Source organism: Microvirga sp. Mcv34, from assembly GCF_024519725.1.
Taxonomy (GTDB): domain Bacteria; phylum Pseudomonadota; class Alphaproteobacteria; order Rhizobiales; family Beijerinckiaceae; genus Microvirga.
In genome coordinates, this window is record NZ_JALJRK010000071.1 from 1 (window position 1) to 23,181 (window position 23,181).

Here is a 23,181-nt window from a genome sequence, read left to right on the forward strand (position 1 = left end):
CAGGGTCGCGCCCCAGGTTCCCGACCAAAATCACCTTGTTCACACTGCCTGCCATGACAGTCTCTCCACTTCGTCTCTCCTGAACGGCTGAGGCATTGGCAATGCCTCACGTTTTCAGGTCGGTTGCACATTCCTGCCTTGAACGAGGCATCGCCTATTGTTCTATCTTTGTTCCACGTGAAACACAAGAGGAAGGCCGTGGGTTGGAGCGTTCGGCCGTATCTCGGGCGGGAGAGGAATGAAAGAGGGGAGGCGTGATCTTCCACACCTCCCCGTAAGTCTCAATGAGCGCGAGCTTTACTCCGCAGCCTGAAGATAAACCACTTTCGACTGTTCGCGTTGAACCTCGCGCAGGGTGCGGGCCATATAGGTCAGCTGCTCTATCGCTTTGTCGAGATCGAGCTTCGTGCCGTCCTCGAGATCGTAAGCCTCGCGTCCGCGATAAAGCCGGTTGACCTGGCTTTCCATCTCGGCGGCAGCCTCACGGATGCGGTGAACGAGGTTGTCGGCGATCACATTGGCGTTGTCATCGACGACGCAGAAACCGACATCGCTTGCGCGGACCTTGGCCATGGGGTGATTCCTCTTCTTGTTGTTTCGTCTTCAGGCAACGGCCCGCTGTCCATGCTCCGCGTAGATGCCGAGCCGGCGAGCTAGGGAATGTTTCGTCACGGGTCCCACCCAGGGTAGTGTCGCAAGAAAGCGCAGCTTGTCGGGACACGCGTTGTATTCTTCGAACAGGCGCTCACGCTCGCGCCAGACCGTATCGATCGCCTCGGCCTTGGCCGGGTGGCGGAAAGCGACCCTGGCTGTCGAGCCGAGATCAAGCGCGCGCATGCAGCGCTCGAATGTACGACGGCCTATGCCGGGGGTGACGCTCGCATGGCAGATCGTTTCGATCACATGCTGGGCGAACTCGTCCGCCGTCTCGGGAGCAGCGTTATCTGCTCCGGAGCCGGCGCCCTGAAAAGCATCGGCGCCGTAGCGCATGGTTTCTTCGAGGCCGAAGCTCGGCATTGTCCTCACCGTAAGGTCCAGGCCGCCTGAAGCAGCTGGACGAGCTTTGTCCCGGTCTTCCGGATCCGGCGCTGCGCCCGCCAGGGAAGGTCGGCGTCTCGCGTCGGGTTCGGGCGTTCGGAACGGATACGCGGGTTCTTCAGGAACGGGCGCGCGCCTGTTTGCGGGCGGATGCGCCAGACGTCGTCCGGGTTCGGAAAACCTTGACCATTCAAGGGTTTGTCCGAAGAGCGCGGCTCAATGAAAATGGGGTTTGGACCCTGCGGATGCAAGGTTTGTGGGATCAGCGGAACGGGGTTCGACGTCCGCCTGGATTGTCTGGCGACCTTCGGCCAAGTCGAGACCTCGCAGCGGGCCATCTTGAAGGTCTGCGCCAGCTCGGCGCCTGCCGGGACGCCATAGACGGAAGCCGCGCAGGAGAACGCTTCGGAGAACGGCTCCAGAGCGCACCAGCTCTTCTCGGCCATATGGAGCGGCCATGTCCACAAGCCGTCCTCCCGGCGCTGGCGCACGCTCTCGCGGTCGATGAAATAGCCGGTTCGCTTATGCTCCAGGCCGCTCTCGACCACGAGCCATTCCTCGTTCTCGAAAATCGTTCTTTCGTCCGTCATGGCGGTCATCGCAGGATCCCTTGCGGCGGTGAGGCGCGGCTGCCCTAATGGCGTCACATCCACGACGCATACACAGGATGCGAACAAACCAAGAACATACTCCCGATAGCCGCTGTGTCAAGCAAAGTCGGCGCTGTGGGACTGTAATCTTGGAGTAACGGATACTATGTGGAGGTTCAGATGGCAGGATTGAAGAGATCGCTCTCGATCCCGTTCAAAAAGAGGCAAAGTCGTTGCGGCGAAATATCGCTGGCGATAACTGAAGCTCGACCATTCCAACGCAGCGGATTCGCCACCTCATGACCAGCCCGACACGCTTCGAAACGGACCAGCTCCGGCGCCTGGAGGACATGCGCAAGACCTTCGACAAGCTGCGCGCGGAGCGGATCCGGGCCGAGGGCGAGGTCGAGCGCCTCACGCGCGAACTCGAAGAGGCGCGGGCTCTCGCCCTGTCGGAATTCGGCACCGACGACGAAGGACAGCTTCAGGGACTGATCGAGGACGCGCAGGCGCGCAATGCCAAGCTCGCCGATGAATTCGGCGCCGCTCTGCGAGATGTCGAAACACGTCTCAAGCAGCTCGGAGATGAGCGTTGATCGGACTCGACATCGATCATGACGTCGCGCGGGCGCAAGCTTCCCTGGCGCGACTGGAAGGACGGCGCGATGCCCTGCGCGGTCGCCGCGAGGAGCTGACGCGGGCGATTGAACTCGCCAAGGGACGTCTCGCCGTAAAGGACGAGGTGGAGACCTTCATCGAGGCCGTTCACGGCTCGGCAAGCCGCCGCAGTCTGTCAGCCTTTGAGACGCTGCTCACCGCCCTCGTTCAGGAGGTCCTGCCGGGCGAGAAGCCCGTGGCGCTCGATCTGTCGACCGAGCGCGGCCTGGCCTCGCTCGATATCTGTGTGCGCCGCGCCGACGGCACCCTTGAGGACGTGCTGGAGGACAATGGCGGCGCCTTGACGAACGTGATCGGCATGGCGCTGCGGCTGATCGCGGTGGTCAAGGCTGATGTCGCCCGCTTTCTCGCCCTCGACGAAGCGGATTGCTGGATCGCGCCGGACCGCGTCTCGTCCTTCTACAAGGTGCTGGAGGATGGCGCCGCGCGTCTCGGCGTGCAGTGTCTCGCCGTTTCGCATCACGACCTGTCGCAGTTCTCGGGCTCGTTCCACATCGCCCGCATCGTCGGCGAGCCCGTCTCCGGCGTCGCTGTGCAATCCGCCGACACCCGCGCCGCCTGGGACGAAGCGCAGCCCGGGTTGCGCTTCATCCGGCTCGTCAACGTGCAGGCCTACGAGGACGCGACGCTTCATCTCGGCCCCGGCGTGAACGCGCTGATCGGCCCGAACAACCGCGGCAAGTCCACCTTCATCCGTGCCCTGCGCGCGGTGTTCTATGGCGAGGCCCGCGACAGCCTCGTGCGCGCCGGCGCAAAAGCGGCGACCGTCGAGATCGGCGTGGCTGGAAACCGGACTTTGCGCTTCACGCGCCAGCCGCGCCGCTCGCCTGTCAACATCTGGTCCATGCACGACGCGGACGGATCCGTTGTCGAGGAGCAGGGGATGCGCTACGAGACCGGCGGGCGCAATGTGCCCGATTGGGTCGCCGACCTGATCCGAATCCGCAAGGTGGAGGATCTCGACGTTCACATCGCGCACCAGAAATTCCCCGTCTTCCTCCTCGGAGAGACGCCGTCCCGCCGCTCCGCCGTTCTCTCGATCGGCCAGGAGGCCGGCTATATCCGCGACATGCTCGTCATTCATCGCGAGCGCTGCCGGCGCGACAACGATCTCGTGCGCAGCGGCGAGCGGGAACTGATCGCGCTCGGCGACACGCTCGACGGGATGAACGACCTCGATGCGCTCAAGGACAAGCTGTCGGCGATCCGCAGCCAGGCCGGAGAGCTCAAGGAGGTCTCAGGGCGGCTGCACGGGCTGCGACAGCGCGCCGCGCAACTCAACGAGCTCCACCGGCGCTTGGAGAAAGCGCGGGCACGCGCCGATGTCACGGCAACGCTGCCTGAAGCCGAGCGGCTGATGGACATCACGCGCCGGGTGGAGCGCTCGCGCGAGCACCGGCGGATCACCGAGCGGGTCATCGGTCTCGGACGCGATCTTGCCCGGAGCAAGGCCCGGGTTACGGCGCTGCGGAACCTGCCGGAGGCTCTTCCTACCCTTGAAAACACGGCCTCGGCGCAAAACATGCTGAAGCGGATGATGGATCTTCGGAATGCGGCTCGGATTGCGCAAAGCCGTATCGCGCAGGTCGACGAGAGGCTCACGGCCCTGCAGGCGGACATGGCGCAGCTCATGGAGGAAACCGGTGGGCTTTGCCCCACCTGCGGCTCGCCAGTGAAGCCTGAAAGCCTGCTCGACCATCATGCCCATTCCTCGCATTCCTCCACGCCGTCGGAGCGGCTGACCGCATGATCCTGTCCGGAGATCGTCTTACCCCCGTCGCGTGCAACGGTGTCCTCGTCATCGGGGATCCGCACGTAGGCTCGCGGCGTCCGGGTCGTCGCAAGGATCTCGTGTGGCCCCAGGCCGTGCTCGGCAAGCTCGAGCGCTGCGTGGCCATCGCCAACGAGCGGGGGCTCGCCGTCGTGATCCTCGGCGATCTGTTCGACCGGCCGGTCGAGACCGACGTGGCGCTCAAGAACCAGCTCATCCGCGTTCTGAAAGGTTTCAGGCATCGGCCCATCGTCAATGTGGGCAATCACGATATTCAGCACACGACACTGACGGACAGCGACTCGCTGGCGCTGCTGGGTCTGTGCGACGTCGTCGACGTGGTGGCCGCTTCGGCACCCGTGACCGAGTTCCAGGTCGATGCGCGTCGCGTCGGCATCGGCATGACGCCCTACGGCCAGGCGATCCCGACGGATGCGCGCGGTTCCTTCACGGGCGTCGATCTGCACGCATGGTTCACCCATCACGACATCGCCTTCGATGGCGGCTATCCGGGAGCTGTACCGCCTTTCGCGGTCGAAGGCTGCGATGTCCTGATCAACGGGCACATCCACAAGACGCAGAAATCCATCCTGGCCGGGCGCACCCGCTGGATGAACCCCGGCACCATCACGCGCCAATCCGTCGACCTTGTGGATCACGTGCCGCGCGCCTGGATCCTGGACGGCAGCGGCGCATTGGAGCCGCACGCTCTGCCCTATGAGAGCAACGTGTTCGATCTGACCGGCCGCGTCGTCGACGCAGCGGACGGGGCCGTCGTGGCGCGGGAGGTGGAGAGTGCTTTCGTCACACTGCTGCAGGCGGAATCGGCCACGGAGCTGAAGCGAAGCGGCGACGGCGCGATTGTCCGCGACGAGATCGAGGCGAAGTTCGCCGCCGATGAGACGCCGGATGCCGTGCGCGCCATCGTGCGCTCGCTCCTCGGCGAAGCGGTGGAGCGCCACGCCGCGCAGTCTTAGAGCATCGGACGTGAGCTCACGTGCAATGCTCTACCCGTCGGGTTTGACGCATCCTTCCACGCAAAACCGGTTCTTACCTTTGCGTTCGGTGCTTTAGAAGGCGAACGGATCCGTATAGGGGAGGCGGCGTCGGCGCACCTGCGTTTCCGGCAGGATCGGGCGGCTGATATCGACGGCGATCAGCCCCTCGCAGGCGAGCGCCAGAACGGCCGCGACACCGTCCTGCGTGTTCATGACGGCGCTGGCGCAATCCACCAGCCGCATGGCCCCGACCTCGTCGAGCTGATGCAGAACCCGCACCCGGTCTCCCGCCGTCACAGGCGTGCGCTTGCAGGCCAGGATGAGACGCATGGTGGTGAAGCGCGGCTCGGCCCGGATGCTGGCGGCCGTTTCGATCATGAAGGGGCGTCCATCCGACGAGGCGATGCCATGGATCGCGGCGGCCCGCAGCCGATGCTTCAGCAGGTCTTCGTCAGTCACCACATCGACCAGATAGGCGGTGCCGTCCCTGACGATCTCAAAATCCGCCACGTGCTCGATGGTCTCGTCTCCAACGGCGAATTCCGCCGGATCGGCCGGCGCGCGCAGGGATTCCACCTCAGCGTCGAGTTCGCAGAGCGCTAGGTAATCGGCGATCAGGACGTTGCGCGTGAGCGGCGTGGACGGGCGCTTCTGGGCCCGGCGGGTTCCCGAGCGGCGGGCAGGGCGCCTGTCCGAAAGGTCGAGGAGCGCTTGCGCGGACATCGGGGCCTCCAGCTTGGCTTTTCGTACGGATGGGCAATCCTCGGCCCATGGTGATAATGAGAACATATATAGAACAATGAGCTATGGGTCAAACTTTGCACACCGCCCAGGCGACAGAGTTCTTCAGCACTCTGCCAAGCACCCCTTCTGCGTGATTGGGACAAAATGGCACATGGTCTAAGTGCCTGTCATATAATGATTTATTGGTCGGCCAGATGCGCCGTAAAGTGGACCGAGCGGCTTAAATTTGCTATAGAACAAATACCGAACGCGCTGGCCGAGACAAGGCTGCGACAAGAGCGCGTCACCGATTTGCGGGCTCCTGAGAACGTTAGGATCGAGGATGAATACGACGGACAAGAAAATTTCAGAGGTGCTTGCGAAATTCGGCGAGCCGATGGCCGGGAACGTCTGGCGCGTCCAGGGAACGGCGGTCATTTATCACAAGACGCTGGAGCGCATCGCCGCCCAGGCGAAGGTCGTCTTCGACGAGCCCAAGATCATTCGCGCCGAGCGCGACGAGGCCGTCATCCAGGTGACGGGCCGCATGGGTGACCGGGTGGAATGGTCCATCGGCGAGGCGCTGATCGGCGTGAACTACCGGGTCTCCGGCAAGCAGGCCGCCTATGTCTACGCCATGGCGGAGAAGCGCGCGAAAGATCGCGTGATCCTCAAGCTCATCGAGCTTCATGGCTACGTCTACTCCGAAGAAGAGGCCGACGAGTTCAAGCAGGGTCGTCCGGGTTATGTCGACCCGCATGTGGAACTCGAAAAGACCGAGCCGCAGAAGGGCAAGGTCGAAGCTGCGGCCGCCGACGGCAAGGTCGAGGACGACCTGAAGGCGAAGATCAAGAAGGCCAAGACCATCAATGCGGTCACGGACCTGATGCTCCACGCCGATACGCAGAAGACGCTCGCCGATCTGCCGGAAGGCATCCGCGACGAGATCCGCGACTTCGCCAAGGCCCGCCTCGTCGAGCTCGGCTGGCCGACCAAGAAGGCAGCCTAACTTTCGCTGCGATCATGGACGAGATGGTTTGACGATCATCTCGTCCTTTTTCTTTTCGCGGTAGCGTTCCGGCGCTCGTGGTCCCGCTGATCGATGCCGAAATCATCCGCCCTTCCTGCTCCTGGGCAGGACGCCCTGTCCCTCTCCGAACATCTCGTCGGCTCCATCGAGCGTGTGACGTTCCACAACGACGAAACCGGCTTCTGCGTGCTGCGCGTCAAGGCGCGTGGGCACCGGAAGCCCGTAGCCGTCGTCGGTCACGCGCCGTCGGTCGCCATCGGCGAGGTGGTCGAGGCGAGCGGCGAGTGGCTGCACGACCGCAATCACGGGGTTCAGTTCCGCGCCGCCGAGCTGAAGAGCACGGCTCCGACGACGGCGGAAGACCTGCAGCGATTTCTAGGGTCGGGTCTGCTGAAGGGCGTCGGTCCTGCCGTCGCGCAGCGGCTCATCGCCTCGTTCGGCTCGCGCATTCTGGATGTGATCGAGAAGAAGCCGCACGAATTGACGCGCGTGCACGGCATCGGCATGGCGAAGGCGCTCGGCATCGGCGAGGCCTGGGCCGAGCATCGCGCCCTGAAGGACATCGCGGCCTTTCTCAATGCCCATGGCATCGGCGGATTTCTGCTCACGCGCATCTATCGCGCCTATGGTGTGGGAGCCATCGACATCATCTCGGCAAACCCGTATCGACTTGCTCTCGACATCCCCGGTTTCGAATTCGCCCTGGCCGACCAGGTGGCCATACAGCTCGCTGTCGAGCCGACGGCCGAGATCCGGCTCCAGGCCGGTCTCGCCGACATTCTGTCCGAAGCCGTGAAGGATGGGCATTCCGGCTTGCCTGCCGATGAACTCCTGCAGAAGGCGAGCGCGCTCCTCGAAGTACCGAAGGAAGAGCTTGCGCCAGTGCTCGATGCGCAATGTTCAGCGGGACAGCTCGTGGCCGATGACCTCGACGGCCATCGCTGCATCTTTCTCAAGAACCTCTACGGTGCCGAGGTTTTCATCGCGCAACGCCTGAAAGAGATCACGCAAGGCTTTCATCCCTGGCGCGGGCTCGACACCGCACAGGTGATCGCCGAGGCGGAATCGACCGCGGGGGTCTCCTATTCGTCGAGCCAGCGCGATGCGCTCATCGCCTCCTGCCAGGCGAAGGTGCTCGTCGTCACGGGCGGTCCCGGCGTCGGCAAGACCACGCTCATTCGCAGCCTGACGCATCTCTGCGCGAAGCACGAATTGCAGGTCGCCCTTTGCGCTCCGACAGGACGCGCGGCGAAGCGGCTTGCCGAGAGTACGGGCTTTCCCGCGAAGACCGTGCATCGGCTCCTCGAAGCGTCCGAAGGTGGGTTCCGGCGCAATTCCAAGGCGCCGCTCGACTGCAATCTCCTCGTGGTGGACGAGGCTTCCATGCTCGACATCCGGCTCATGGCGGCTCTCTTGCGCGCCCTGCCGAACGAGGCCTGCCTGCTCCTCGTCGGCGACGTGGACCAGCTTCCCTCCATCGGGCCCGGACAGATCCTGTCCGACATCATCGCGTCCGGCGCCGTTCCGGTCGTGCATCTTCGGGAGGTCTTTCGGCAGGAGCGGGAAAGCCGCATCATCACTGTGGCGCACGCCATCAATCGCGGCCTCGTGCCTGATCTCTCGCACCGGCCGGACTCGGATTTCTATTTCGTCGCGGCGGACACGCCGGCCGATGCCATGGCCAAGATGACGATCCTCATGCGCGACCGCATCCCGAGAAAGTTCGGCCTCGATCCGGTGCGAGACGTTCAGGTGCTGTGCCCGATGAACCGCGGGCGGCTCGGCACGCAGATGCTGAACGGGGAATTGCAGCAGATTTTCAACCCGCCCGGGATCGACAGTTTGCACCGCGCCGGATGGGTCTACGGCCCCGGCGACAAGGTCATGCAGGTCAGGAACGATTACGAGCGCGATGTCTACAATGGCGAGGTCGGCATCGTGCGAGAAGTGAACCGGGAATACGGTGAACTCACGGTGGCGTTCGACGACAGGCGCGTGGTCTATACGTTGAAGGAACTCGACGAGCTGGCGCTCGCCTACGCGGTGACGATCCACAAGGCCCAAGGGTCGGAATACCCGGCGGTGGTCGTTCCCGTGGCGCTGCAGCAGGCCTCCATGCTGCGACGCAAGCTCCTGTATACGGGTGTGACGCGCGCCAGCCGCCTCGTCGTCCTGGTCGGAAGCCGCGCGGCGCTCGCCCAGGCCGTCTCCCAGGAGGAGGAGCCACGCCTCTCCCGCCTGCGGAACTGGCTTAGTCTCTGATCTCTTTCCCTTGCAATGGCAGCCATCTATAGTGGCTGCCCGACACCTTTGTGGGATCGCGGACATGCATGTCGAGACCGGACAGCTCAACCAGCAGGAACGGCGGGTCCGCACGGGCCTTATCGCCGGGACAATCCTGTGCCTGGTCGCCTCCGGCGGGATCCTCTGGTGGCGCTATGGCGGCGCCGTGTTCAATGATCTGGTGCTGACTACTCTCGCCTGGTGCTTCTGAGATCCGATCCAGCCCGCGACGTCCGGGCGTGCCCGTGGCTCGTCTTGTTCCAACGGAACGGTGCCGTCGCCAGCTCCCATAATCCCCGCCACGCCGCGATGCTCACGAGACCGTAATAGAACGGGAGCAGCGGCAGCCACGGCCAAAGCCGCCACAGCCCGCGTCTGTGCAGGGCGATCAGCGCCGGTATCATGATCGCCGCCGTGCCGGAGAGGAAGAGCGTCAGGTTGTAGGTGCCGAGGGCGATCTCCCAGTGAGAGGTGTAAAGCCTGGGGTTCCCGGAAAGCCATGATGTCACGAACAGGGCGGAAAAGAGCGGGTAGAACAAGGCGCTGAGCACGATGCCCCAGGTCAGGACGAGAGCGCCGTAGAAGCGCCAGAAGCCCAATTGCCGGAGCAGGACCCACGGCCCGCGCGAATGGGTCGCCGCGGTCTGGACGAAACCTTTCATCCACCGGGTCCGCTGCCGCATCCAGGCTCCGAGGGTGCCCGGCGCCTCCTCCAGGGTCGAAGAGGGAAGATCCCTGACCTCGTAGCCCAGCCGGGCCAGGCGAAGGCCGAGATCGGCATCCTCGGTGACGTTCCAGGCATCCCACCCGTGAACCGCTTTGAGAACCGAGGTGCGGAAATGGTTCGAGGTTCCGCCGAGGGGGATAGGACTCCCGATCTCGGCCAGACCTGGATTGAACACGTCGAACAGGGCCGCGTACTCGATGGTGAAAAGCCGCGTGAGCCAGGAATCGTCCGTGTTGTCGATGGTGAGCCTCGCCTGGAGGCAGGCGACGTCAGGCGGCAGGCGGGCGAACCGGGCGACGGCGAGACGCAACTGGCCGGGATCCGGCACGTCCTCGGCATCGTAGATGACCGTGAAGCGGCCCCGCGCCAGGGGGAGAGCGATGTTGAGCGCCCGTGGCTTGGTGCGCGGCTCGCCCTTGGGCGCGACGATGATCTCCACATTGCCTGGGAGATCGGAGGCGTGAAGAGCCTCGAGCGTTTCCCGATCGTCCGTTTCGAGGACGAGCTTGATGTCGAGTTTGGCTGGCGGGTAATCAAGCCGCGACAAGGCTCGGAGCAGCTTTTCGGCTACACGCCTCTCTCGATAGAGCGCTACGATGATCGAATAGACCGGCAGGGCATGATCCTCGGCACGGGGGGCCTCCGTGGTCGGATCGACTGGATTATCGAGTATCGAAGCCATGAGCCTGAGGATGATCATGCCCAGGAAAAGCGGCCCCATGGCAGCCCCCATGGTCGCCAGGGTCGGCCCGGGAGCGTAACCGATGCCGAATACCGTGAGCGTCAGGATGGTAAAGAGGCCAGCGATCTGCCCATAGCTGAGACCCGTTGCCAGCTCGGGAGCGTGCTGGGCCAGATCCGAGGCGGCCTGATCGGCGATCCGCCTGCCCTGGACGCGAAAGATCGCTTCCCTCAGGCGGGACGGCGAGGTGATGGCAAGCGATCGGCTACGGAGCCGGTTTCCCAGGAGACGGACGAGCGCGGTACCGCGAGGCGCCGTCACGAACCCAGACTTCAGGCCAGCCAAGGGCGCGATGCCCGCCAGAATGCTGTCGGGGTAAAGGGCGGATCGCGCCAGGCGAGGGGCGGCCAGGAAGGGAAGCCGGAGCTCGTCCGCGAGGGCCCGATAGAATTCATCCTCGCCGACTAGGCCGTGCTTCAGCATGAATTCGTCCGCCGAGACCCCGGCGAAGCGAGCGAGGATCGCAGCCTGGCGCAGCGTTTCCGGGGAATGGCCATGGTGGGCCAGGAAGCCGATCTCGACCGGCAGCGCTGTTGACTGTGGGCCCGGCTCCGCTAGACCCTGCCTCATGGGCAGACGCTTTCACGGAGCGCTGTTGATGGGTACCGGGTTGCGTGCAAGAGATGATCGATTGATGCTTCGAGATATTGTTACATTGGTTGCGTGCTTCCTGTCCAAGATCAACCCCTTCAGATGGCTCCGGGCGTTGCCGGTTCTCCTGCTGATGACCGGATTGGCCCAGGCCGAGGGCGTGACGATCCCGAACTTCTGGGATCCCAAAGCTCTTCTCGAGCGCCCCGACCTGCCGGCCACCCGCACGATCCGCTTTCTCGTGGACGATGATTTCCCGCCGCTGCACTTCCCGGGGCTGGACGGCAATCCGACCGGATTGTCGGTCGAACTCGCCCGCGCGGTCTGCGAGCGGCTGAGCCTGACCTGCACCGTCCAGGTCCGTCGCTTCGACACGCTGCTCGATGCTCTGCAGGAGCGCCAGGGCGACGTAGTGGCCGCGGCCATTCCCATCACGACGGACCTGCGGAGCCGGTTTGCCGTCACGGCTCCCTATTTCAAGATCCCGGCGCGCTTCGCCGTGCGCAGGGACCGCAATCAGCCGGCACCTGAAGCCAGGGCGCTGCAGGGCAAAGCCATCGGGGTTGTCGGCGGCACGGCCCACGAGGCATTCGCCAAGGCCTTCATGGCAGGCGGCAATCTCAAACCCTTCCCGGACATGGCCGCCGCTCAGGCCGCCCTCAAGGCCGGCGAGATCGATTACCTGTTCGCCGATGGGCTCGGCCTCGCCCTGTGGATCGGGGGAGAGGAGGCGGGCGGCTGCTGCGACTTCTCCGGCGGGCCTTACCTGGAGAGCCGCTTCTTCGGCGAAGGCATCGGCTTCATCACCCGGACCGAGGACGAGCCCTTGCGCCGCGCCCTGGATTTCGCCCTGCAGCAGCTCTGGAAGGAAGGAAAATACGCCGAGCTTTATCTGCGTTTCTTCCCGATCAGCCCGTTCTGAAGCCTGATCGGCTGAGATGACGACGGGTTTACCGCATTGACCCTCGCGGGTCTGATCCCTAGTGTGCCGCGCTTCTGGAAGCATTTCCTGCAAGCACTAGGCCCATGTCTCACCCTCTGACCCTTGATCCTGCCCTGATTGAAGCCGCCCAGACCGCCAATGCCTGGCCTTTCGAGGAGGCGCGCAAGCTCGTCGAGCGGCTCAAACGGACGGGGAAGAAAGAGGCTCTGTTCGAGACGGGCTATGGTCCCTCGGGCCTGCCGCATATCGGCACCTTCGGCGAGGTGGCGCGCACCAGCATGGTGCGCCATGCCTTCCGGGTGCTGACCGGGGACAGCATCCCCACGCGCCTCGTCGCCTTTTCGGACGACATGGACGGCCTGCGCAAGGTTCCCGATAACATCCCGAACAAGGAACTCGTGGCATCGTCGCTGGGCAAGCCGCTGACCCAGGTGCCGGACCCGTTCGGCACCCATGAGAGCTTCGCGCACCACAACAATGCGCGCCTGCGCGAATTCCTCGATGCCTTCGGGTTCGATTACGAGTTCATGTCCGCGACCGAGTGCTACAGGGCCGGGCGTTTCGACAAAACCCTGCTCACGGTGCTCGAGCGCTACGATGCCGTCATGGCGATCATGCTGCCATCGCTGCGCGAGGAGCGTCGGCAGTCCTATTCGCCGTTCCTGCCCGTGCACCCCAAAACCGGCATCGTCATGCAGGTGCCGATCGACGAGCGCAAGCTGGATGCCGGCACCATCGTGTGGCGCGATCCCGATACGGGCGAGCGCTTCGAGACACCGGTGACGGGCGGTCATGCCAAGCTGCAGTGGAAGCCCGATTGGGCCATGCGCTGGGTGGCGCTCGGGGTCGATTACGAGATGGCCGGCAAGGACCTGATCGACAGCGTGAAGCTCTCGGGCGAGATCGCCAAGGCGCTCGGCGGCCTGCCGCCGGACGGGTTCAACTATGAGCTCTTCCTGGATGAGAAGGGCCAGAAGATCTCCAAGTCGAAGGGCAACGGGCTCACCATCGACGAGTGGCTGACCTACGGCACGCCGGACAGCCTGCGGCTGTTCATGTTCAACAAGCCGCGCGAGGCGAAGAAGCTCTATTTCGATGTGATCCCGCGGCAGGTGGACGATTACCTGACCTTCCTGGAGAAGTACCCGGCTCAGGATGCCAAGGCACGCCTGATGAACCCGGTCTGGCATCTCCATTCAGGCGAACCGCCGGCTCCCGAGCTGGTCTCGTCCGGCGGCGGCAACCAGCCCGGCACAACGATTTCCTTCTCCATGCTGCTCAATCTGGTGGCTGTGGCGAATTCCGAGGATCCCAACGTGCTCTGGGGTTTCATCCGCCGCTATGCGCCGGGCGTGTCGCCTGAAACGCATCCGCGCCTCGACAGCCTCGTGAAGCGCGCTGTGCGCTACTTCGAGGATTTCGTGAAGCCGCAGAAGGCCTATCGCCTGGCCGACGAGGTCGAGGCCGCGTCGCTGAAGCGCCTGGAAGAGGTGCTCGGCTCCTTCGAGACGGGCGAGCGGCCCGCGACGGCGGAAACGATCCAGGAAGAGATCTACAATGTGGGTCGCGCCGAGCCGCGCTACCAGGACCTCAAGGCCAAGGGCGCTACGCCCGAGCGTCCGGGCGTGTCCATCGAGTGGTTCAACACCATCTATCAAGTGCTGCTGGGCGAGCCCCGCGGTCCTCGCTTCGGCTCGTTCATCGCTCTCTACGGGGTGAAGGAGACGCGGGCGCTGATCCGAAAGGCGCTGAACGGCGACCTCGTGCGCGAGCACGAGGCGTTCCTGAAAGAGCGCGCGGCCTGAGTCGCGCCTATTGCCGCGCCCACATGATCCGGGCCGACCAGGAGACCTCCTCGGCCGGGATCACCTGATCCTCCTGGTCCTTGCTCAGGGACGTCATCTCCAGGGTCTTGGCCGAGCGGCGCTTGAGCTCCTTGGCCAGGATACCCCCGGTGGTCGTGCATACGACGATCCGGTCGCCCTTGCGGGTGCTGGCCGTCGGCGAGACGATGAGGATATCGCCGTCCCGGTAAAGAGGGGCGAGGGTGTCGCCCGTGACCTCGAGGGCGAAAACCTTTTCCTGCCCGAAATCGGGGAACTCGATCTCGTCCCAACCGGGACCCTCGTTGGGCATGCCTTCTTCGTTGAAGACTTTGCCGGCGGCTGCGTCATCCATGCCGATCAACGGGATCATGGAACGTCGCAAAGAGCCGGAAGGCTCGACGAGGCGGAGAAAATCCTCCAGGGTCGCGCCCGTGGCCTTCAGGATTTTCGAGATGGACTCTGTGGAGGGCCATCGCTCCCGGCCTTCGGGACTCACGCGCTTCGACTTGTTGAAGCTGGTCGCGTCGAGACCGGCCTTGCGCGCCAGTCCTGATGCGGTCATGCCATGACGTGATGCCAATGCATCGATAGCAGCCCACACGCGCTCGTGAGATAGCATTTTACGAACCTTCGCTAAGAGCGAAAACTAATGAAAGCGAACCTACAATTAGGAATTAAATGTGACCGAAAAGTTAGCCGATTGGCAACAGACTATTGAGACAATATGTCTAATTTGGGTTGCTCCTGATGTGACGCGCGGATACTCAAGTCTTCATGCACATTATTTATAAAATTTGCCCTGCTTTGCTTTGGCAGGCGGCAGAAAGCACCGGCTCCTTCGAAGGGGCGCCGATCGATATCCGGGATGGGTACATCCATTTTTCATCGGAAAAGCAGGTCCGCGAGACGGCCAAAAGGCATTTCGCCGGTCAGAGCGGCCTGCTGCTGATCGCGATCGATGGCGATTCGCTGGGTGACGCTCTGCGTTATGAACCCTCCCGTGGGGGAGATCTGTTTCCGCATCTCTACGCGCCGCTGCCCCTGTCCACGGTCCAATGGGTAAAGCCGTTGCCGCTGGGTGCGGACGGCCAGCACATTTTTCCGGATCTTTCCTGATGATCGGTACGCTTTTTTCCTTCGCCAAGCCCGCTCTTCATGCACTCGACGCGGAGACGGCCCACCAGTTGACGATCCGTGGATTGTCGCTGATGCCGGCTTCGCCCGCGCCTGCGGACGACGCGCGTCTCTCCGTCGATGTCTTCGGCCGGCATTTCCCTAATCCCGTCGGGCTCGCGGCAGGTTTCGACAAGCAATGCGAGGTTCCCGACCAGCTCCTCGGTCTGGGTTTCGGGTTCGTCGAACTCGGTGGCGTCGTGCCGAAGCCGCAAGCCGGAAACCCGCGCCCACGCGTCTTCCGGCTGACGCGCGACGAGGCCGTGATCAACCGGTTCGGCCTCAACAGCGAAGGACTCGACGCCGCGCGCCGGAGGCTCGCCGCCCGTCGCGGACGCCCGGGCATCGTCGGGGTCAATATCGGGGCGAACAAGGATTCGACGGATCGTATCGCCGATTACGTTCTCTGCATCGAGCGCCTGTGCGGGTTGGCGGATTTCCTGACGATCAACGTATCCTCGCCCAACACGCCGGGCTTGCGCGACCTCCAGGGCGAGGCCTTCCTCGACGATCTGCTCGCCCGCAGCATGGAAGCCCGGGACAAGGCGGACACGGGCAGGGGCAAGACGATCATCCTGTTGAAGATCGCGCCCGATATCACGCTCGACACGCTCGATGCGATCGTCACGACGGCGCTCAAGCGCGGAATCGACGGGCTCACCGTGTCCAACACCACCATTGCCCGGCCCGACAGCCTGAAGGAAAGGGCGCTTGCTGCCGAAACCGGCGGCCTATCGGGCAAGCCGCTTTTCGTGCCGTCCACGAAGCTTCTCGCCGAGACGTTCCTGCGCGTGGAGCGAAAGATCCCGCTCATCGGCGTCGGCGGCGTCGATTCCGCCGAGGCCGCCTGGGCCAAGATCCGCGCGGGCGCGAGCCTGGTGCAGCTCTATTCGGCCATGGTCTACAACGGCCCAGGTCTCATCGGCGATATCAAGCGCGGGCTGCTGCAGGTCCTTCAAACCGAAAAGACGACACTCGATCGAGCCGTGGGACGCGACGCATCGGGAATTGCCCAGGGGCGGTTCTGACAATCCTCTTTTCAGGACAGGCTGGCGAAGGTCTTCTTCGCCAGTCGCGGATAGAGAATGAACTGGCCAAGGCCGCGTGCGCTCAGGAACGTGAGGAGTGCGATCCACAAGGCCGTGTTGCCCAGATCGCGGGCCACCAGAAGAATGGCGCCGTACACCAGAAAGGCGAGCACCATCAGGTCGCGCATGGAACGGGTCCAGGTCGCGCCCGTGTAGATGCCGTCGAACGCGAAGGCGGCAGCTCCGAGGAGCGGGGTCAGGGCGGCGAAGACCAGATACTCCCGCGCATAGGCGCGCACATCCGGGTTCGTCGACACGAAGTCGATGAACAGGCCGCCACCGATCAGGAACAGGCTTGAGACGGCGAACCCGAAGCCGATGCACCAGCCCAGGCTCAGGCGAATGGCGCGCCGGAAGCCGCGTTCGTCTCGGGCTCCGACACATTGGCCGCAAAGGGTCTCGGCGGCCGTGGCGAAGCCGTCGAGAAAGTAACCGCCAACCAGGAACATGTTGTAGAGCACCGCATTCGCCGCGAGCGTCACGTCGCCCGAGCGGGCCCCGAGCGCGCTGAAGATCGAGAAAGCGAGGATCAGCGCCACGTTGCGGATCATGATGTCCCGATTCATGGCAAGCGTCTGCAGCATCGCCGTTCGGTTCAGGACTTCGTGCCATGTGACCGCGAGCGGATTCGAACCGAGGCGGCGCAGGACTACGATGCCGAGGCCGACACCCAGCACTTCGGCCAAGGCCGTGCCGATGGACGCGCCCGCGATGCCGAGACCGGAGCCCAGGACCAGCGCCATCGTGAACACGATGTTCGCCACATTGATCACCACCTGCAGCAACAACCCGAGATCCGTTCGCCCTCGCCCCAGGGTGGACCCGAGGATCACGTAGTTCGCCAGGGTGAAGGGCGCGGCCCAGATCCGGATGAAGAAATAGGTCGAGAGCGCGTCCGTCACGGCTTGGCTCGCGCCCGCCATGGAGAAGGCCAGCGTGGCGATGGGCCGTTGCAGCAAGATCAGCAGGAGGCCGGTCATGCCCGCCACCAGGAAGGCCCGGGCGAGCGTCAGGTCGACCTCGTGCCGGGTTCCGGCCCCGGTCGCCTGTGCGGTCAGGCCCGCGGTCGCCATGCGGAGCGAGCCGAAGCTCCAGAATACGAAGTCGAAGATCACGGCGCCCAGGGCCACAGCTCCGAGCAGATGTGCCTCGCCGAGCCGCCCGATCACCGTCGCGTCGACGAGACCCAGGAGCGGCGTCGTCACGTGCGACAGGGTCATCGGCAGCGCGAGGAGGAGGATGCGCCGATGGGAGATGTCCAGGCGCTTTGCGCTCGGCGAGCCGTCCATGATCAGCCTCGAATGCCTCAGCGGCGGCTTCCGAACAGCCTAGAGATGAGCCAGAGCGGCACGACGATGACAGCGCCGTACAGGACCCAGCGTCCCACATCGAGCACGGTCTCCAGGCTCAGATCGAGGACCGAGGCGATCCAGTTGAACAGGCGCTCGATCAATTCGAACGGCGTGATCTCATAAAAGGCCAGGAAGGCGCCGACGAGGAGAGACAGGAAAATCAGCTTCACCAGCACCGAGCCGGGGGAGCCGCCGAGAAAGCGGTTCAGGTTGGACATGTCCTCATCTCGTCAGAAAGCTTCACTGGAAGAAAGCGTAATAGACCTGGAGCGTTGCGTGTGCTTCATCGCAAGGGCCGGCGACGAACGCAACCCAAACCGAGTTTCGCATGATCGATCCAGCCCTTTTCCACCCCTCCGCCATCAGCGACGAGATACGCGCCCAGAATGCCGAGATCGTGGCAAAGCTCGCGGCCCTGCCGGATCCTATGTCCGTGCCCCCAGCCCTGGTGCGGGAGCGGCGCCGTCAGGGCCTTGGGCCGTTCCCCCTGATGCTGTCGAGCGGCAAGGCCAGGACGATCACCATTGACGGGCCTGTCGGTCCCATCCCGTTGCGGATCATCGCGCCCGAGAATCCACGCGGCGTCTATCTGCATATCCACGGCGGCGGCTGGACCTGGGGCACGGCGGACGAGCAGGACCCCTGGCTCGACCGGCTGGCGGATCGCTGCGGCCTTGCGGTGGTCTCCGTCGAATACCGGTTGGCGCCCGAAAACCCCTATCCTGCCGGTCCCGACGATTGCGAGGCGGCAGCCCTTTGGGTGATCCGGGAGATGGAAAGTCGCTTCGGCACCTCGCGCCTCTTCATCGGCGGGGAGTCGGCGGGCGCGCATCTCTCCGCGGTGACCATCCTGCGCCTGCGGGACAGGCATGGCCTCAAGCCTTTCAGAGGGGCGAACCTCTTCGCAGGCTGCTACGACCTCACCCTGACTCCAAGCGTACGGCATTGGGGAACCGAGCGGCTCATCCTCAACGCCTATGACGTTAAGGTCTTCGCCGAGAATTTCGTCGGCCATGCGGGCGACCGGACCGATCCGGACATCTCGCCTCTTTACGCCGACCTCAAGGGCCTTCCGCCCGCCCTGTTCTCGGTCGGCACCAAGGACATGCTCCTCGACGACACGCTCTTCATGGCCTCCCGCTATGCGGCGGCCGGCAACAAGGCCGACCTCGCCGTCTGGCCCGGCGGCTGCCACGTGTTCATCCGCTTCGACAGCGCCATGAGCGAGCAGGCTCTGTCGAGGATCGACGGGTTCATCGAGGGGCTTTAGTCGGCGCCTGCCGGGGAGGGGCGCTGGGTCACGCCGATCTTCGACGCGGCGATGACCGCCTGCGTGCGGCTGTCGACGCCGAGCTTGTCGAGAATGGCCGAGACGTGGGCCTTCACGGTGGCTTCCGAAACGCCGAGCTCGTAGGCGATCTGCTTGTTGAGCAGGCCCTCGGACAGCATGGTCAGGACGCGGACCTGCTGCGGGGTCAGGGTGCCAAGGCGACGGACGAGGTCGGCCGTCTCCGCATCCTCCGAGGCGGACAGGTCCACATCGGGCGGGGTCCAGGTATCGCCCGCGAGCACCGCCTGGATGGCGCCGCCGATACTGTCGGTATCGATGGATTTCGGGATGAAGCCGGAGGCGCCGAAATCCATGGCGCGGCGAATCACGGTCGGCTCTTCCGTGGCGGATACGATCACGACCGGCAGTTCCGGATACTGGGCCCGGAGCGACATCAGGCCTGAAAAGCCCTGCACGCCCGGCATCGTCAGGTCGAGCAGGATCAGGTCGACATCCCGCTCCTGGGTCAGCGTCGTATTCAGGTCATCCATGCCGCTCGCCTCGACCACCCGGGCCTGGGGCATCGTTGAGGCGACCGCCTGCCTCAATGCCCCGCGAAATAACGGATGGTCATCGGCAATGATGATCGTGGTGGTTTGACTCTGCACGTTTCGTCTTCTCCCACGAGAACTTCCCTGAGCCTTAGCCGCATCCCTGACAGGATGGCAAGGCGGCAGACGTTGATCCCGGCTATTCTAAGGCAATCTGTGAAGGCGTCATATCCAATCATGTGGATTACGAGCCGATCAGGTGGAATATAACGTCGCGGCGGTGCGGTCTGTCCCGGTGCTCGGCCAGGTAGATCCCCTGCCAGGTCCCTAGAGTCATCCGGCCCTCCACTACGGGAATGCTCAAGGATACGCCCGAGATCATGGTCCGGATATGGGCCGGCATGTCGTCGGGACCCTCGGTCGTGTGGACATAGCCGGCGCTCCGGGGCGCCAGCCGGTCGAAGGCGGTCAGCAGGTCCCGACGAACATCCGGGTCGGCATTCTCCTGGATCAGGAGCGAGGCCGAGGTGTGGCGGCAGAAGACGGTCAGAAGGCCGCTCCGGATGCCGGTGCCGGACACCCACTCGGCCACCGCATCGGTGATCTCGGTCAGGCCCGGGCCTCGCGTGCCGACGTTCAGCCGGCCGCTGGCCTGCCGCTCGATCCCGCCTTCGGACAGGGTCTCGATCCTCATCCCTTCTGCCTCTTCGCGTTCTTATCCTGCAGGGGATAGACCTCCTCCTCGCCGCGCTCCAGGATCTTCTCCAGGGTCTCGATCCGGTCCGCCTCCGCGGCGGGCTTGTCCCACCGGATCCGGTTGATGCGGGGAAACCGCATGGCGACGCCCGATTTGTGCCGGGTCGATCGCTGCAGCCCTTCGAAGGCCACCTCCAGCACGAGGCCCCGGTCCCTGCCGTATTCCACCTCCCGCACCGGGCCGAAGCGCTTGACCGTATGGTTGCGGACATAGCGGTCGAGCTTCACCAGCTCCTCGTCGGTAAACCCGTGATAAGCCTTGCCCACGGGCACCAGCTCGTCGCCACCCGGCCCATCGCGCCAGACGCCGAAGGTGTAGTCGGAATAGAAGGACGAGCGCTTCCCGTGGCCGCGCTGGCCGTACATCATCACGGCGTCAACGAGGTAGGGATCGCGCTTCCACTTGTACCAGTAGCCTTTGGGGCGGCCAGGGAGATAGGGGCTGTTCGCCCGCTTTACCATGCAGCCCTCGATGGCGTCCGCATCGGGGCCGGCCCCGACGGAGGCCGGATCGGCGCGGGCGGCGGCGAGATCGTCCCAGGTCGAGAAGGGCACCATGGGCGAGAGGTCGATGCGCGGATCGCCGATGCGGGCAACAAGCGCCTCGAGACGCCGCCGCCGTTCGGCGAAGGGGAGGGCGCGCAGGTCTTCCTCGCCCTCGAACAGGATGTCGTAGACGCGTAAGTGAGCCGGAAACTCGGCGATGAGCTTGGGCGTCACGGCCTTCCGGTTCAGGCGCTGCTGGAGCACGTTGAAGCTCTGGACCCGGCCCTCGCGCACGATCAGCAACTCGCCGTCGATGGCGCCCTCGAAGGTCAGAGCCTCCACGAGATCCGGAAAGGCCCGGGACACGTCCTCGCCCGTGCGCGAATAGATCCGCCTTACCGGCCGCCCGTCGCTGCCGTGGCCAGCGGCGGCCTGGAGGCGGATGCCGTCCCATTTCCACTCGGCCAGGAACTCGGAGGCTTCGAGCTTCTCGAAATCCTCGTCCTCCAGGGGATGCGAGAGCATGGACGGGCGGAAGGGCGCGGGATTGGTGGATTCGGGCTTGGGCCCGCGCCCCTCGATCCAGGCGAAGAGATCCTCGTAGGGCGCCTCCAGCCCGTGCCAGACCAGCTCGACCTCGTCGGGCTCGATCTCGCCGAGCTGGGCGACGGCCGTTTTGGCGAGCCGCGCCGAGACGCCGACGCGCAGCTCCCGGGTGATGAGCTTGATCAGCGCCCAGCGCCCGGTCTCGTCCAGGGCGTCCATCCACTCGGCCACCCTGCCGGGCAGGTCGCTCTTGCCGGTCGTCGCCAGGGTTTCGATCACCTCGGTGAGACTCGGCACGTGAGGGGGCGGGTTGTTGTGGCCGGGCCCGATCTCTCCTCCCCCTTGCGGGGAGGAGTTGGAGGTGGGGGTGGTTCGACTGGGTGAGGCGCCATCGCGTGAGGAACTGGCAGGATCGTCTGCGAAGGCATCGATCGATCCCCGCTTCGGCTTTCCGACCCCCACCCCTGCCCCTCCCCGCAGGGGGGAGGGGAGCGCTGCCGCATCATGCCCCGGCGCGGGCCAGATCAGGGCCACCGTCTCGGCCAGGTCGCCCACATAATGATAGGACATGCGGAACAGCTCCGGATCGGTCCGCTCCTCGACGAGGCCGCGGATCAGGCCGGGCTTCGCCTCCTTGAACATGAGCGCTCCGGTCATGGCCGCGAGGGCATAGCCCCGTTCCGGATCCGGGGTATGGCGGAAGTAATCGGTCAACAGCCGCAGCTTCGCGTTGCGGCGAGGCTCGTAGCCGAGACGGTCGAGGAGAGCGGCGAAGCGGTTCATGCGGCGTCCCCCGCGTCCGCGGGGGCAGGCTGGGTCTCTTCCGCCTCGCCCTCGTCGCCATAGCCCAGCATGTGCAGGGGCCGCGCCCGGATGCCGTGGGTGGTGCACCAATGGACCAGGGCGTCCTCCTGCCCATGGGTAACCCAGACCTCGCCAGCGCCAGTGTCGCGGATCGTGCGGCACAGATCGTCCCAGTCGGAATGGTCGGAGATCACCAGCGGCAGCTCGACGCCCTTCTGCCGGGCGCGGGCCCGCACCCGCATCCAGCCGGAGGCGAAGCAGGTGACCGGGTCGGGAAAGCGGCGGGACCACAGGTCCTGGATCGAGGAGGGCGGACAGATCACGATGGCGCCGGCAAGCTTCGAGCGTTCGGAGGCCACGACCTTCGGGGTCTCGCCTAAGGGAATGCCTTCCGACTTGTAGAACGCGGTCAGGCGCTCCATCGCGCCATGGAGATGGATCGGCCGGTCATAGCCCTCCTCGCGCAGCAGGGCCATGACCCGCTGTGCCTTGCCCAGCGCATAGGCGCCGACGATGTGGGCGCGTTCGGGGAACAGGGCGACGGAATCCAGGAGCTTGCGCACCTCGGCCCGCGTGTCGGGATGGCGGAAGACCGGCAGGCCGAAGGTCGCCTCGGTGATGAAGACGTCGCAGGGCACGACCTCATAGGGCAGGCAGGTCGGGTCCTCCGCGCGCTTGTAGTCGCCCGAGACCACGACCCGGGTGCCGCCGGCCTCGATGGCAATCTGCGCCGAGCCCAGCACATGGCCGGCGGGCGTGAAGCGCACGGTCACCTCGCCGACCCGCAGGCTCTCCCCCAAGGGAGCCTCCTGCGTCGAGCCCGCGAAATTCTCGCCGTAGCGCACGGCCATGATGAGCAGGGTCTCCCGGGTCGCAAGGACGGACCGGTGGCCCGACCGGGCATGGTCCGAGTGCCCGTGCGTGATCAGCGCCCGTTCGACGGGGCGGACCGGATCGATGTGGAAGTCGCCGAGGGGGCAGTAGAGCCCTTGCGGGGTCTGGGTGAGGATGTCGGTGGAACGCAGCGCCATGGGTGAGGATATAGGGTTCGGATCGTCGATATCAGGTTGAGGGATAATGCCGTGCTCGGCGATGGGCTCCATCGGCGATTTGGACGGCCGCGGGAAGCTCTCCGTCGTCATGCCCGGCCTTGGGCCGGACATCCACGCCTTGGTGACGGTGCGGTTCCAAAGACGTGGGTGGCCGCAACGAGTG

At 64.7% G+C, this 23,181-nt stretch carries 23 protein-coding genes; 11 read left to right on the top strand and 12 right to left on the bottom strand.

The window, feature by feature from the left end:
• Nucleotides 1-297: 297 nt before the first annotated feature.
• The 3 genes from OC446_RS23920 to OC446_RS23930 are packed head-to-tail and all read right to left on the bottom strand — an operon-like array spanning nucleotide 298 to nucleotide 1,628.
• On the bottom strand, nucleotides 298-573 hold the full coding sequence (locus tag OC446_RS23920) for a hypothetical protein (RefSeq protein WP_009491418.1): 276 nt from the start codon (nucleotides 571-573) through the stop codon (nucleotides 298-300).
• Between the two features lie 30 nt (nucleotides 574-603).
• Nucleotides 604-1,017, bottom strand: coding sequence for a hypothetical protein (locus OC446_RS23925; RefSeq protein ID WP_262031517.1), 414 nt, complete (start codon nucleotides 1,015-1,017; stop codon nucleotides 604-606).
• Between the two features lie 5 nt (nucleotides 1,018-1,022).
• Nucleotides 1,023-1,628 (bottom strand): hypothetical protein, encoded by a 606-nt coding sequence (locus OC446_RS23930; protein WP_262031518.1) that lies wholly within the window; start codon nucleotides 1,626-1,628, stop codon nucleotides 1,023-1,025.
• Between the two features lie 299 nt (nucleotides 1,629-1,927).
• Between OC446_RS23930 and OC446_RS23935 the strand changes: the two genes are divergently transcribed.
• The 3 genes from OC446_RS23935 to OC446_RS23945 are packed head-to-tail and all read left to right on the top strand — an operon-like array spanning nucleotide 1,928 to nucleotide 5,054.
• Nucleotides 1,928-2,224: a hypothetical protein gene (locus OC446_RS23935; RefSeq protein ID WP_262031519.1), complete on the top strand. Its 297-nt coding sequence runs from the start codon at nucleotides 1,928-1,930 to the stop codon at nucleotides 2,222-2,224.
• On the top strand, nucleotides 2,221-4,056 hold the full coding sequence (locus OC446_RS23940) for an AAA family ATPase (protein WP_262031520.1): 1,836 nt from the start codon (nucleotides 2,221-2,223) through the stop codon (nucleotides 4,054-4,056). Before OC446_RS23935 ends, OC446_RS23940 begins: the two co-directional genes overlap by 4 nt.
• A complete protein-coding gene (locus tag OC446_RS23945) occupies nucleotides 4,053-5,054 on the top strand; it encodes a metallophosphoesterase (protein ID WP_262031521.1) in 1,002 nt (333 codons plus the stop codon). The genes OC446_RS23940 and OC446_RS23945 overlap by 4 nt, the downstream gene beginning before the upstream one ends.
• Before the next feature lie 93 nt (nucleotides 5,055-5,147).
• On the opposite strand, the gene OC446_RS23950 is transcribed toward OC446_RS23945, so the two are convergent.
• A complete protein-coding gene (locus tag OC446_RS23950; protein WP_262031522.1) occupies nucleotides 5,148-5,798 on the bottom strand; it encodes a hypothetical protein in 651 nt (216 codons plus the stop codon).
• 343 nt (nucleotides 5,799-6,141) lie between these two features.
• Here OC446_RS23950 and OC446_RS23955 point away from each other — a divergent pair, with 343 nt between their 5' ends.
• The 3 genes from OC446_RS23955 (at nucleotide 6,142) to OC446_RS23965 (ending at nucleotide 9,322) form a co-directional block, all read left to right on the top strand.
• Complete coding sequence (locus OC446_RS23955) at nucleotides 6,142-6,807, top strand: trna delta -isopentenylpyrophosphate transferase (RefSeq protein WP_262031523.1); 666 nt, start codon at nucleotides 6,142-6,144, stop codon at nucleotides 6,805-6,807.
• Between the two features lie 93 nt (nucleotides 6,808-6,900).
• The gene (locus tag OC446_RS23960) at nucleotides 6,901-9,090 is read left to right on the top strand and encodes an ATP-dependent RecD-like DNA helicase (RefSeq protein ID WP_262031524.1); all 2,190 of its coding nucleotides are present in this window, start codon (nucleotides 6,901-6,903) and stop codon (nucleotides 9,088-9,090) included.
• Between the two features lie 64 nt (nucleotides 9,091-9,154).
• A complete protein-coding gene (locus OC446_RS23965) occupies nucleotides 9,155-9,322 on the top strand; it encodes a hypothetical protein (RefSeq protein WP_262031525.1) in 168 nt (55 codons plus the stop codon).
• On the opposite strand, the gene OC446_RS23970 is transcribed toward OC446_RS23965, so the two are convergent.
• The gene (locus tag OC446_RS23970) at nucleotides 9,300-11,150 is read right to left on the bottom strand and encodes a glycosyltransferase (protein WP_262031526.1); all 1,851 of its coding nucleotides are present in this window, start codon (nucleotides 11,148-11,150) and stop codon (nucleotides 9,300-9,302) included. The two genes, OC446_RS23965 and OC446_RS23970, sit on opposite strands and share 23 nt — an antisense overlap.
• Before the next feature lie 64 nt (nucleotides 11,151-11,214).
• Here OC446_RS23970 and OC446_RS23975 point away from each other — a divergent pair, with 64 nt between their 5' ends.
• Together OC446_RS23975 and OC446_RS23980 are read left to right on the top strand one after the other, a co-directional pair.
• Nucleotides 11,215-12,093, top strand: coding sequence for a transporter substrate-binding domain-containing protein (locus OC446_RS23975; protein ID WP_410055120.1), 879 nt, complete (start codon nucleotides 11,215-11,217; stop codon nucleotides 12,091-12,093).
• A gap of 104 nt (nucleotides 12,094-12,197) precedes the next feature.
• Complete coding sequence (locus tag OC446_RS23980) at nucleotides 12,198-13,919, top strand: lysine--tRNA ligase (protein ID WP_262031527.1); 1,722 nt, start codon at nucleotides 12,198-12,200, stop codon at nucleotides 13,917-13,919.
• A 7-nt stretch (nucleotides 13,920-13,926) separates the two neighbouring features.
• On the opposite strand, the gene OC446_RS23985 is transcribed toward OC446_RS23980, so the two are convergent.
• A complete protein-coding gene (locus tag OC446_RS23985; protein ID WP_262031528.1) occupies nucleotides 13,927-14,559 on the bottom strand; it encodes a helix-turn-helix transcriptional regulator in 633 nt (210 codons plus the stop codon).
• Nucleotides 14,560-14,714: 155 nt separating this feature from the next.
• On the opposite strand from OC446_RS23985, the gene OC446_RS23990 reads away from it, so the two are divergent.
• A complete protein-coding gene (locus tag OC446_RS23990; RefSeq protein WP_262031529.1) occupies nucleotides 14,715-15,056 on the top strand; it encodes a DUF952 domain-containing protein in 342 nt (113 codons plus the stop codon).
• Nucleotides 15,056-16,141 carry a quinone-dependent dihydroorotate dehydrogenase gene (locus OC446_RS23995; RefSeq protein WP_262031530.1) on the top strand — a complete coding sequence of 362 codons (1,086 nt, stop codon included), beginning with the start codon at nucleotides 15,056-15,058 and terminating at the stop codon, nucleotides 16,139-16,141. Before OC446_RS23990 ends, OC446_RS23995 begins: the two co-directional genes overlap by 1 nt.
• An 11-nt stretch (nucleotides 16,142-16,152) precedes the next feature.
• Here the strand turns inward: OC446_RS23995 and OC446_RS24000 are convergent, their stop codons facing one another.
• Both OC446_RS24000 and OC446_RS24005 read right to left on the bottom strand, forming a co-directional pair.
• On the bottom strand, nucleotides 16,153-17,490 hold the full coding sequence (locus OC446_RS24000) for an MATE family efflux transporter (protein WP_262031531.1): 1,338 nt from the start codon (nucleotides 17,488-17,490) through the stop codon (nucleotides 16,153-16,155).
• Nucleotides 17,491-17,507: 17 nt separating this feature from the next.
• Nucleotides 17,508-17,771: a DUF6460 domain-containing protein gene (locus OC446_RS24005; protein WP_262031532.1), complete on the bottom strand. Its 264-nt coding sequence runs from the start codon at nucleotides 17,769-17,771 to the stop codon at nucleotides 17,508-17,510.
• Nucleotides 17,772-17,881: 110 nt separating this feature from the next.
• On the opposite strand from OC446_RS24005, the gene OC446_RS24010 reads away from it, so the two are divergent.
• Nucleotides 17,882-18,823, top strand: coding sequence for an alpha/beta hydrolase (locus OC446_RS24010; protein WP_262031533.1), 942 nt, complete (start codon nucleotides 17,882-17,884; stop codon nucleotides 18,821-18,823).
• Here OC446_RS24010 and OC446_RS24015 read toward each other — a convergent pair.
• The 4 genes from OC446_RS24015 to OC446_RS24030 all read right to left on the bottom strand — a co-directional run bounded on the left by OC446_RS24015 (nucleotide 18,820) and on the right by OC446_RS24030 (nucleotide 22,997).
• Nucleotides 18,820-19,491, bottom strand: coding sequence for a response regulator (locus OC446_RS24015; RefSeq protein ID WP_009491399.1), 672 nt, complete (start codon nucleotides 19,489-19,491; stop codon nucleotides 18,820-18,822). The two genes, OC446_RS24010 and OC446_RS24015, sit on opposite strands and share 4 nt — an antisense overlap.
• 127 nt (nucleotides 19,492-19,618) lie before the next feature.
• On the bottom strand, nucleotides 19,619-20,068 hold the full coding sequence (locus OC446_RS24020) for a secondary thiamine-phosphate synthase enzyme YjbQ (RefSeq protein ID WP_262031534.1): 450 nt from the start codon (nucleotides 20,066-20,068) through the stop codon (nucleotides 19,619-19,621).
• Entirely contained in the window at nucleotides 20,065-21,945 is a 1,881-nt protein-coding gene (locus OC446_RS24025) for a cisplatin damage response ATP-dependent DNA ligase (protein WP_262031535.1), read from the bottom strand. The genes OC446_RS24020 and OC446_RS24025 overlap by 4 nt, the downstream gene beginning before the upstream one ends.
• Nucleotides 21,942-22,997: a ligase-associated DNA damage response exonuclease gene (locus tag OC446_RS24030; protein WP_262031537.1), complete on the bottom strand. Its 1,056-nt coding sequence runs from the start codon at nucleotides 22,995-22,997 to the stop codon at nucleotides 21,942-21,944. Before OC446_RS24030 ends, OC446_RS24025 begins: the two co-directional genes overlap by 4 nt.
• Nucleotides 22,998-23,181: the final 184 nt, after the last annotated feature.

What these genes read in the sequence shown, in the direction of transcription:
- OC446_RS23920 (WP_009491418.1), bottom strand. Translation starts at nt 573, where the DNA reads ATGGCCAAGGTCCGCGCAAGCGATGTCGGTTTCTGCGTCGTCGATGAC.
- OC446_RS23925 (WP_262031517.1), bottom strand. Translation starts at nt 1,017, where the DNA reads ATGCCGAGCTTCGGCCTCGAAGAAACCATGCGCTACGGCGCCGATGCT.
- OC446_RS23930 (WP_262031518.1), bottom strand. Translation starts at nt 1,628, where the DNA reads ATGACGGACGAAAGAACGATTTTCGAGAACGAGGAATGGCTCGTGGTC.
- OC446_RS23935 (WP_262031519.1), top strand. Translation starts at nt 1,928, where the DNA reads ATGACCAGCCCGACACGCTTCGAAACGGACCAGCTCCGGCGCCTGGAG.
- OC446_RS23945 (WP_262031521.1), top strand. Translation starts at nt 4,053, where the DNA reads ATGATCCTGTCCGGAGATCGTCTTACCCCCGTCGCGTGCAACGGTGTC.
- OC446_RS23950 (WP_262031522.1), bottom strand. Translation starts at nt 5,798, where the DNA reads ATGTCCGCGCAAGCGCTCCTCGACCTTTCGGACAGGCGCCCTGCCCGC.
- OC446_RS23955 (WP_262031523.1), top strand. Translation starts at nt 6,142, where the DNA reads ATGAATACGACGGACAAGAAAATTTCAGAGGTGCTTGCGAAATTCGGC.
- OC446_RS23960 (WP_262031524.1), top strand. Translation starts at nt 6,901, where the DNA reads ATGCCGAAATCATCCGCCCTTCCTGCTCCTGGGCAGGACGCCCTGTCC.
- OC446_RS23965 (WP_262031525.1), top strand. Translation starts at nt 9,155, where the DNA reads ATGCATGTCGAGACCGGACAGCTCAACCAGCAGGAACGGCGGGTCCGC.
- OC446_RS23970 (WP_262031526.1), bottom strand. Translation starts at nt 11,150, where the DNA reads ATGAGGCAGGGTCTAGCGGAGCCGGGCCCACAGTCAACAGCGCTGCCG.
- OC446_RS23975 (WP_410055120.1), top strand. Translation starts at nt 11,215, where the DNA reads ATGCTTCGAGATATTGTTACATTGGTTGCGTGCTTCCTGTCCAAGATC.
- OC446_RS23980 (WP_262031527.1), top strand. Translation starts at nt 12,198, where the DNA reads ATGTCTCACCCTCTGACCCTTGATCCTGCCCTGATTGAAGCCGCCCAG.
- OC446_RS23985 (WP_262031528.1), bottom strand. Translation starts at nt 14,559, where the DNA reads ATGCTATCTCACGAGCGCGTGTGGGCTGCTATCGATGCATTGGCATCA.
- OC446_RS23990 (WP_262031529.1), top strand. Translation starts at nt 14,715, where the DNA reads ATGCACATTATTTATAAAATTTGCCCTGCTTTGCTTTGGCAGGCGGCA.
- OC446_RS23995 (WP_262031530.1), top strand. Translation starts at nt 15,056, where the DNA reads ATGATCGGTACGCTTTTTTCCTTCGCCAAGCCCGCTCTTCATGCACTC.
- OC446_RS24000 (WP_262031531.1), bottom strand. Translation starts at nt 17,490, where the DNA reads ATGGACGGCTCGCCGAGCGCAAAGCGCCTGGACATCTCCCATCGGCGC.
- OC446_RS24005 (WP_262031532.1), bottom strand. Translation starts at nt 17,771, where the DNA reads ATGTCCAACCTGAACCGCTTTCTCGGCGGCTCCCCCGGCTCGGTGCTG.
- OC446_RS24010 (WP_262031533.1), top strand. Translation starts at nt 17,882, where the DNA reads ATGATCGATCCAGCCCTTTTCCACCCCTCCGCCATCAGCGACGAGATA.
- OC446_RS24020 (WP_262031534.1), bottom strand. Translation starts at nt 20,068, where the DNA reads ATGAGGATCGAGACCCTGTCCGAAGGCGGGATCGAGCGGCAGGCCAGC.
- OC446_RS24025 (WP_262031535.1), bottom strand. Translation starts at nt 21,945, where the DNA reads ATGAACCGCTTCGCCGCTCTCCTCGACCGTCTCGGCTACGAGCCTCGC.
- OC446_RS24030 (WP_262031537.1), bottom strand. Translation starts at nt 22,997, where the DNA reads ATGGCGCTGCGTTCCACCGACATCCTCACCCAGACCCCGCAAGGGCTC.